Origin of the sequence: Delftia sp. ZNC0008, assembly GCF_000799035.1 — a bacterium.
Lineage (GTDB): Bacteria > Pseudomonadota > Gammaproteobacteria > Burkholderiales > Burkholderiaceae_C > Comamonas > Comamonas tsuruhatensis.
The window spans coordinates 1-8,838 of the sequence record NZ_JTKZ01000324.1 but is presented as its reverse complement, the minus strand read 5'-3'; the positions used below and the strand labels follow the sequence as shown (position 1 = coordinate 8,838).

Sequence of the window (8,838 nt, the reverse complement as noted above, 5' to 3'; positions counted from 1 at the left end):
CCGCGTGCCGTCCACCCACTTGAGGCGGTCCAGCACGCGCTGGCGCACCACGGGCTTGTAGTCGTCGGGCGTGGCGGGGTTGAACAGGGGACCGAAGCCCTTGTGCAGCTCGGTGCCGATGAAGTTCAGCCACTCCTGCAGGTGGTAGCGGGCCATGGTGCCGTTGGCAGGCGCCAGCTTCTTCTCGGGGACCAGATCGGCCAGGTACTGGACGATGGCCGGGCCTTCATGCAGCGTGTCGCCGTCGTCGAGCACGAGGAAGGGAACATAGCCCAGCGGGTTGATGCCGTAGTAGTCCGTGCCGTCCTGCAGCTTGTGCGTCTTGGTGCTGGCCAGGACCGGCTCGTAGGTCAGGCCTGCCTCGTGCAGGACGATGTGGGGAGACAGAGAGCAGGCGCCAGGGCTGTAGTAGAGCTTCATGGTGGATGGCTTCCGATCAGGGTAAGAAAGACAAGCGCCCATGCTAACCCCATGTGGCGGGGCTGCGCATGATGGGACCGCGCTGGCGCCAGGGTTCAGGCCGACAGGCGCCGTGCAGCCCAGAGCACCTGTTCCAGCACGGCCTTCATGCCCAGCTGGTCCTGGGGGCGCTGCAGGCGGCCGGCGTCGTCGAATGCCTGGCCTGCCTGGCCCACGGCGTGGCTCACGGGTGCCAGCCAGCACTGCAGGTTCAGCAGCAGCGGCGCCAGGTGCGACTGGGCGCGCAGGCCGCCCAGGCCGCCGGGCGAGGCGCTGGCCATGCCCACGACCTTGCCGCGAAAGGGCAGGGTGCCGTCGGACCAGACCGCATCACCGGCCACGGGGCTGGAAGCCCAGTCGATGGCGTTCTTGAGCAGGGCGGGGTAGCTGCCGTTGTACTCGGGCGAGCAGATCAGCCAGGCCGGGTGGCTGTGCAGCGCGGCCTTGAAGCGCAGCACGTTGGGCGGTGTGCCGCTGGCCTCCAGGTCGGCGTTGTACATGGGGATGTCGAAATCCGACAGCTCCAGCAGCGTGGGCTGGGCGCCCAGTTCGCGCGCCATGTCGGCGGCGGCGGCGGCCAGGCGCCGGTTGTGCGATTGTTGGCGGGTACTGCCCGCGAAGATGAGGATCTGCATGGCCGCCATTGCATCACAGGCCCTGCACATGTTTCTTGCAAGCGGGCCGCGTTGCGGGCGGCGGCGCGCAGCATCCTGCGGAGAATGCCGCCGCCCGCCGCCCTGTTTCACGTGGAACACCGGCAGAGTACCGGCCCGGTGGCAGGGCTGGCCGACCCCTTGCAAGGCACTGGTGCGGCAAAGGTGGGAAAATCGCGGGTTCCCCGCTGGGTTCCCCTCGCTACATGAACGAGGGCCACCTGCCATGAGCGCCGGAGCGTGAGTGCTCCGTGTCGGGGGCTTGGGCCGGGCAGGCCCCCGGAGTGATAAGCATGTTGTACCCACAGGAATTTGATGTGATCGTGGTCGGTGGCGGCCACGCCGGCACCGAGGCCGCGCTGGCTGCTGCGCGCATGGGCTGCAGGACGCTGCTGCTGAGCCACAACATCGAGACCCTGGGCCAGATGAGCTGCAATCCCAGCATCGGCGGGATCGGCAAGGGCCATCTGGTCAAGGAAGTGGATGCGCTGGGCGGCGCCATGGCGCTGGCCACCGATATCGGCGGCATACAGTTCCGCATCCTCAACAGCTCCAAGGGCCCGGCCGTGCGTGCCACGCGCGCCCAGGCCGACCGCATTCTCTACAAGGCCGCCATCCGCGACATGCTGGAGAACCAGCCCAACCTGTGGCTGTTCCAGCAGGCGGTGGACGACCTCATGGTCGAAGGCGACCGCGTGGTGGGCGCCGTCACGCAGGTCGGCGTGCGCTTTCGCAGCCGCACCGTGGTGCTCACGGCGGGTACCTTCCTGGACGGCAAGATCCACGTGGGCCTGAACAACTACGCGGCAGGCCGCGCGGGCGACCCGCCGGCCGTCAGCCTGTCGTCGCGGCTCAAGGAACTGCAGCTGCCCCAGGGCCGCCTGAAGACCGGCACGCCGCCGCGCCTGGATGGCCGCAGCATCGACTTCTCGCAGTGCGAGGAGCAGCCCGGCGACGGCATGCCCGGCGGTGTCAACGAAGGCGTGCTGCCCGTGTTCAGCTTCATCGGCAATGCGGCCATGCATCCGCGCCAGATGCCCTGCTGGATCACCCACACCAACGAGCGCACGCACGACATCATCCGCAGCGGCTTTGACCGCAGCCCCATGTTCACGGGCAAGATCGAGGGCGTGGGCCCGCGCTACTGCCCCAGCGTCGAGGACAAGATCAACCGCTTTGCCGACAAGGAAAGCCACCAGATCTTCCTGGAGCCCGAAGGCCTGACCACCAACGAGTTCTATCCCAACGGCATCTCCACCAGCCTGCCCTTCGACATCCAGTACGAACTGGTGCGCAGCATGAAGGGGCTGGAGAACGCGCACATCCTGCGTCCCGGCTACGCCATCGAGTACGACTACTTCGATCCGCGCTCGCTCAAGAGCAGCTTCGAGACGCGCCAGATCCAGGGCCTGTTCTTCGCGGGCCAGATCAACGGCACGACCGGCTACGAGGAAGCGGCGGCCCAGGGCCTGTTCGCCGGCCTCAACGCCGCGCTGCAGTGCCGCGGCCAGGAAGCCTGGCTGCCGCGCCGCGACGAGGCCTACCTGGGCGTGCTGGTCGATGACCTGATCACCAAGGGCGTGACCGAGCCCTACCGCATGTTCACCAGCCGCGCCGAGTTCCGTCTGCAGCTGCGCGAGGACAACGCCGACATGCGCCTGACCGAGGCCGGCCGCGCCATGGGCCTGGTGGACGATGCGCGCTGGGATGCCTTCAGCCGCAAGCGCGATGCTGTTTCACGTGAAACAGAGCGCCTGAAGTCCACCTGGGTCAATCCGCGCATCGTCGCGCCCGAGGAATCGGAGCGGGTGCTGGGCAAGTCCATCGAGCGTGAATACAACCTCTTCGACCTGCTGCGCCGCCCCGATGTGGGCTACGGCAAGCTGATGAGCCTGAACGAAGGCCGCTATGCCTCGGCCGATGTGCAGCCCGAGGTGCTGGGCGATCTCAGCGCCTCCGTCGTCGAGCAGGTGGAGATCGCGGCCAAGTACGCAGGCTACATCGACCGCCAGAAGGACGAGGTGCAGCGCGCCGCCCACTTCGAGAACCTGCGCCTGCCGGCCGAGCTGGACTATATGCAGGTGCCGGCCCTGTCCTTCGAGGTGCGCCAGTCGCTGCAAAAGCACAGGCCCGAGACGCTGGGCCAGGCATCGCGCATGTCGGGCGTGACGCCAGCGGCGATCTCGCTGCTGATGGTGCACCTGAAGAAGGGGGGCTTTCGGGGCTTTGCCCCTGATGTGACAGACGCGAAGGGCGAGGAGGCATCCGCATGAGCCAGGAACTGCGCGCTCCTCTCGAGGCCGGCCTGCGGGCGCTGGGCCTGGAGCTTTCCCCTGCCCAGGTCGATACGCTGATGGAATTCCAAGCCCTGCTGGGCAAGTGGAACAAGGTCTACAACCTCACGGCAGTGCGTGATCCGCAGGAAATGCTGACCCACCACCTGCTCGACAGCCTGGCCGCCGTGCCGCCCCTGCAGCGCCACCTGGCCCAGATGCCTGCGCGCGCAGGGCGCACCGCCATGCTGGACGTGGGATCGGGCGGCGGCCTGCCCGGCGTGGTCTTTGCCGTCTGCTGCCCGCAGATCGACGTGCACTGCGTGGACACGGTGGGCAAGAAGGCGGCCTTCATCCAGCAGGCGGCGGCCACTCTGCGCCTGCCCAACCTGCGCGGCATCCACAGCCGCGTGGAGCAGTTGACCACGCGCTATCCGCTGATCAGCTGCCGTGCCTTTGCCTCGCTGGCGGACTTCACCAGCTGGTCGCGCCAGGCGCTGGAGGAGGGCGGCACATGGCTGGCCATGAAGGGCAAGCACCCCGACGAGGAAATCGCCGCGCTGCCTGCCGACGTGCAGGTGTTTCACGTGGAACCATTGAAGGTGCCGGGCCTGGATGCCGAGCGCTGCATCCTCTGGCTGCGCACTGCTGCAGCCTGATTTTTTTACCGAATAGCACACTGCCGCGTTGCGGCGGGGCCATGTTCCCCATGCGCTGGCCATGGCCCTCGCATAAACTCCCAGCTTTCATCGCTCAGGGGTCAGCATGTTCGGCATCTCCGATTTCAGCGCATTCGTTGTTGCCATTCTTCTGTTTTTGCTGATTCCGGGGCCGGGCAATCTGGCGCTGATCACCTCCACCGGCAAGGGCGGCATACGTGCCGGAATGGCGGCCTGCGCCGGCGTGCTGGCGGCCGACCAGGTACTGATCTGGATGGCGGTGGCGGGCGTTGCCGCGCTGCTGGCCTCCTATCCCGCGGCCTTCCATGCCGTGCAGTGGCTGGGCGCCGCCTACCTGGGCTGGCTGGGTTTCAGGATGCTCACAGCCAGGCCCGGCGACAAGCCCGTGCTGCACATCGAGCCGCGCCACTACTTTCGCCAGGCCGGCCTGATCACCCTGATGAACCCCAAGTCCATCGTGTTCTACATGGCCTTCTTCCCGCTGTTCGTGGATCCCGCAAGCCACCAGGGCCTGCTCACGTTCGCGGTGATGGCGGCCACGGTGGCTGCTCTGACCTTTCTCTATTGCCTGATCGTGGTGCTGCTGACCGCGCATCTGGCCGAGCGCATGCGCGCCAATCCTGCGGTTTCCCGGGTTCTCGAAAAGACTGCGGGCGTGTTCCTGATCGGTTTTGGCCTCAAGCTGGCCATCGCCAAATAAGCGTGTAAATACCATGGCCAAAATCTTCTGTGTCGCCAATCAAAAGGGTGGGGTCGGCAAGACCACCACCGCCGTCAACCTTGCTGCGGGCCTGGCCAAGATCGGCCAGCGCGTGCTGATGATCGACCTGGACCCCCAGGGCAATGCCACCATGGGCTCGGGCGTGGACAAGCGCGCGCTGGAGCTGTCGGTCTACGACGTGCTGCTGGAGAACGCCAGCGTCAAGGAAGCCGCCGTGCGCTCCGAGGCCGTGGGCTATGACGTGCTGGGCGCCAACCGCGAACTCAGCGGCGCCGAGATCGAGCTGGTCACGCTGGAGCGCCGCAACGAGCGGCTGAAGGGCGCCCTCAGGGCGGCCGATGCCGACTACGACTTCGTGCTCGTGGACTGCCCGCCCAGCCTGTCCATGCTCACCCTGAACGGCCTGTGCGCGGCCCATGGCGTGGTCGTGCCCATGCAGTGCGAGTACTTCGCGCTCGAAGGCCTGACCGACCTGGTCAACACCATCAAGCAGGTGCATGCCAACATGAACCCCGACCTGCAGATCATCGGCCTGCTGCGCGTGATGTTCGACCCGCGCACCACGCTGCAGCAGCAGGTCAGCGACCAGCTCAAGGAGCACTTCGGCGACAAGGTCTTCGACACCGTGATCCCGCGCAATGTGCGCCTGGCCGAGGCGCCCAGCTATGGCGTGCCTGGCGTGGTCTTCGACCCGGGCGCCAAGGGCAGCAAGGCCTTCATCGATTTCGCGCACGAGATGGTGCGCCGCATCAAGAAGATGTAGTCATGCAAGGTTCGACACAACACCCCCTGAGTCGCTTCGCGCCTTCCCCCTCTCCTGCGGGAGGGGGACGACAGCCTCGCTGCGGGGCGGCCCTTGCTTGCTGTCACTGGCCTTGGGTCACGCCGGTTTCATGGGCTGTAGGCGCAACTCAGCGCATTGGTTATTTAAATGGCTGAGCAGACCATGCAAATCGGCGTGACTGCCGAGGACGTCTGGCTGCTGCCCGGCTGGCAGAACTCGGACGCCGGCCACTGGCAAAGCCGCTGGGAGCAGCGCCACGGCTACCGCCGCCTGGAGCAAAACGACTGGGACCGTCCGCTGCGCGGCGACTGGAGCGCCAGGCTGCAGGAGACGGTGCTCGACGCGCCGCGCCCGGTGGTGCTGGTGGCCCACAGTCTGGGCTGCATCCTTGTGGCGTGGTGGGCTGCGCATTCGCCGCTGGCCGCCCGCAAGGTGCGTGGCGCGCTGCTGGTCGCCCCCGGCGATACCGAGCAGCCCCAGCTGCGCGAGCAGCTGCCTGGCTGGTCGCCCGTGATGATGCAGCGCCTGCCGTTTGCCTCCATCGTGGTCGGCAGCAACAACGATATCTATTGCAGCGCGCAGCGCGTGCAGACCCTGGCCGATGCCTGGGGCGCGCGCTTTGTCGATGCAGGGCCTTCGGGCCATCTCAACACGGCCAGCGGGCTGGGCGACTGGGACAGCGGACACGCGCTGTTGGCGTCGCTTTGACAAGGACAACACCATGGTGACCAAGAAACCCAAGGGACTGGGACGCGGACTCGAAGCCCTGCTCGGCCCCAAGGTCCACGACAAGGAAGAGGCCGGCGGCCCCGTGGCCGAGACCGGGCTGCCCAGCATCCTGCAGCTGGACGTGATGGTGCCCGGCCAGTACCAGCCGCGCACCCACATGGACGAGGGCGCGCTCTACGAGCTGGCCGAAAGCATCAAGGCCCAGGGCATCATGCAGCCCATCCTGGTGCGCCGCCTGGCCAAGGGCGACCACGCCGGCAAGTACGAAATCATCGCGGGCGAGCGGCGCTTCCGTGCGGCCCGCATCGCCGGCCTGGCCGAGGTGCCGGTGCTGGTGCGCGAGGTGCCCGACGAGGCCGCCGCCGCCATGGCGCTGATCGAGAACATCCAGCGCGAGGACCTGAACCCGCTGGAAGAGGCCCAGGGCCTGTCGCGCCTGGTCAAGGAATTCGGCCTCACGCACGAGCAGGCGGCCCAGGCCGTGGGACGCTCGCGCAGCGCGGCCACCAACATCCTGCGCCTGCTGAACCTGGCCGACCCGGTGCAGACCATGCTCATGGCCGGCGACATCGACATGGGCCATGCGCGCGCCCTGCTGTCGCTGGACCGCGCGGCCCAGATCACGGCCGGCAACCAGATCGCGGCCAAGAAGCTGTCGGTGCGCGAGGCCGAGGCCCTGGTCAAGAAGATCGGCGCCGACTTCAGCCTGGTGCGCCAGAAGTCCAAGAAGGAAGGCAAGACGCGCGACATCAAGCGCGTGGAGGAAGAGCTGTCCGACCTGCTCATGGCCGATGTCGAGGTGCGCATCAAGAAGTCCGTGCGCCGGGGCGGCAAGCTGCAGGAAATGGGCGAAGTGGCGATCCAGTTCGGCTCGCTCGATGCGCTCAACGGGCTGATTGAACGTTTGCGCGGCGATGCTCCCGAGTGATGACAACAGCTTGTAACCGTCTGTGATCTGTCGTTCTCCAGCAAAGCAGCGCTTTTTCGCGAGGGTGAATCCCGGTATATTTGCGCGCTGTTATGCGGGGTAATTGTGTGTAATCGCTGACTGGCGACGCTGCCAGTGCGTGGACGCCATTGCCCTGGCGCTGATTCACCTAGACCAGACCAAGAGGATTACAACGTGAAGAAGTATCTTGCCCTGACTGCCATCGCCGCCGTGGCGCTGACCGGCTGCGTGACCACCGACATGCGCATGGGTTCGCCGGAAGCCAAGACCGTGGCCACGGGCGCCGCGGGCGGTGCCAGCGCCGAGAACGCCAACACCGAGCTGGAGCGCTGCGATTCCTCGCTGGGCACCATCTCCCTGGTCGAGAACCAGACCGCCGGCTGGTACACCATCCTCACCCAGCAGTACCGCCTGCCGCCCACATCGCAGCTGCTGCGCCTGATGATCCAGCAGTCCAACTGCTTCATCGTCGTGGAACGCGGCGCGGCCGGCATGGGTGCCATGGCGCGTGAACGCGCGCTGATGGACTCGGGCGAAATGCGCGGCGGCAGCAACCTGGGCAAGGGCCAGATGGTGGCCTCCGACTACGGCCTGTCCCCCGAAGTGATCTTCAACCAGAGCGATGCCGGCGGCATGGGCGGCGCCATCGGCGGCCGCGCAGGCGGCATCTTCGGCGCGCTGGCTGCAGCCACCAAGACCCGCGAGGCCTCGGTCATGCTGGCCCTGGTGGACAACCGTTCGGGCGTGCAGGTGTCGGCTTCCGAAGGCTCGTCTTCCAAGACCGACTGGGGCGGCATGGGCGCGCTGTTCGGCGGCTCCGCCGGCGCCTCGCTGGGCGGCTACACGCGCACGGCCGAAGGCAAGGTGATCGCCGCCGCCTTCATGGACGCCTACAACCAGATGGTGCGCGCGCTGCGCAACTACAAGGCACAGACCGTCAAGGGCCAGGGCCTGGGCGGCGGTGGACGCCTGGGCGTGGACGGCGGTGCCGCACCGTCGCAGACATCGGCTCCGGGCGCCAATGCCGCCGGCATGTCGCTGCGCGCCGCGCAGCAAAAGCTCAACGCCCTGGGCTACACCGCAGGCACGCCTGACGGCGCCATGGGCAAGAACACCCAGAACGCCCTGCGCGAATTCCAGCGCGACCAGAGCCTGCCGCAGACCGGCCGCCTCGACCGTGCCACCTCGCAAGCACTGCAACAGCAATAAGCGGCTCCCGGCCGGAGGGCGCGCATGATGCGGCGCCTTCCCTGGCCGGCCCCGGCCCTTCTTGCCTGGGCCGGCGCCTGGCTTGTTTACGCCGCGCTGCAATCGACCCTAGGGCCGCTGGCCGCCTGGCTGGCGGCCTGTTTTTTGGGCGTGCTCGCCAGCCTGCTGGCCACGCCCTGGTGGCGGCGTCTGGCCGTGGCGGCGGGCTTTCCGCTGTCCTGCCTGATGCTGTGGGGACCGGGCGGCCTGGCCGCCATCAGCCCCTGGCTGTGGCTGGCGGCGCTGGGCCTGCTCGCCCTGGTCTACCCGCTCAACGCCTGGCGCGATGCGCCGCTGTTTCCCACGCCCGCCGATGCGCTGCAAGGCCTGGCCGATACGCGG

At 67.4% G+C, this 8,838-nt stretch carries 9 protein-coding genes and 1 pseudogene; 8 read left to right on the top strand and 2 right to left on the bottom strand.

Going from position 1 to position 8,838, the window contains the following annotated elements; all coding sequences use genetic code 11:
• Together L995_RS10905 and L995_RS10900 are read right to left on the bottom strand one after the other, a co-directional pair.
• Nucleotides 1-420: glutathione S-transferase N-terminal domain-containing protein (locus L995_RS10905; protein ID WP_047471586.1), on the bottom strand; the 420-nt coding region annotated here is incomplete at its 3' end.
• A 95-nt stretch (nt 421-515) separates the two neighbouring features.
• Entirely contained in the window at nt 516-1,103 is a 588-nt protein-coding gene (locus tag L995_RS10900; protein ID WP_047471584.1) for an NADPH-dependent FMN reductase, read from the bottom strand.
• A 302-nt stretch (nt 1,104-1,405) separates the two neighbouring features.
• On the opposite strand from L995_RS10900, the gene mnmG reads away from it, so the two are divergent.
• The 8 genes and pseudogenes from mnmG to L995_RS10860 form a co-directional block, all read left to right on the top strand.
• Entirely contained in the window at nt 1,406-3,385 is a 1,980-nt protein-coding gene (mnmG, locus tag L995_RS10895) for a tRNA uridine-5-carboxymethylaminomethyl(34) synthesis enzyme MnmG (protein ID WP_016447288.1), read from the top strand.
• Nucleotides 3,382-4,044, top strand: coding sequence for a 16S rRNA (guanine(527)-N(7))-methyltransferase RsmG (gene rsmG, locus L995_RS10890; protein WP_047471583.1), 663 nt, complete (start codon nt 3,382-3,384; stop codon nt 4,042-4,044). The genes mnmG and rsmG overlap by 4 nt, the downstream gene beginning before the upstream one ends.
• Nucleotides 4,045-4,150: 106 nt before the next feature.
• Nucleotides 4,151-4,765 carry a LysE family transporter gene (locus L995_RS10885; protein ID WP_016447290.1) on the top strand — a complete coding sequence of 205 codons (615 nt, stop codon included), beginning with the start codon at nt 4,151-4,153 and terminating at the stop codon, nt 4,763-4,765.
• A gap of 13 nt (nt 4,766-4,778) precedes the next feature.
• Nucleotides 4,779-5,549: a ParA family protein gene (locus tag L995_RS10880; protein WP_016447291.1), complete on the top strand. Its 771-nt coding sequence runs from the start codon at nt 4,779-4,781 to the stop codon at nt 5,547-5,549.
• 183 nt (nt 5,550-5,732) lie between these two features.
• Nucleotides 5,733-6,278 carry an RBBP9/YdeN family alpha/beta hydrolase gene (locus tag L995_RS10875; RefSeq protein ID WP_047471590.1) on the top strand — a complete coding sequence of 182 codons (546 nt, stop codon included), beginning with the start codon at nt 5,733-5,735 and terminating at the stop codon, nt 6,276-6,278.
• Between the two features lie 13 nt (nt 6,279-6,291).
• Complete coding sequence (locus L995_RS10870; protein ID WP_047471580.1) at nt 6,292-7,227, top strand: ParB/RepB/Spo0J family partition protein; 936 nt, start codon at nt 6,292-6,294, stop codon at nt 7,225-7,227.
• Nucleotides 7,228-7,422: 195 nt separating this feature from the next.
• Nucleotides 7,423-8,457, top strand: coding sequence for a peptidoglycan-binding domain-containing protein (locus tag L995_RS10865; protein WP_016452287.1), 1,035 nt, complete (start codon nt 7,423-7,425; stop codon nt 8,455-8,457).
• Nucleotides 8,458-8,481: 24 nt separating this feature from the next.
• Nucleotides 8,482-8,838 (top strand): annotated as a pseudogene (locus tag L995_RS10860) (class I SAM-dependent methyltransferase); the annotation flags it as partial.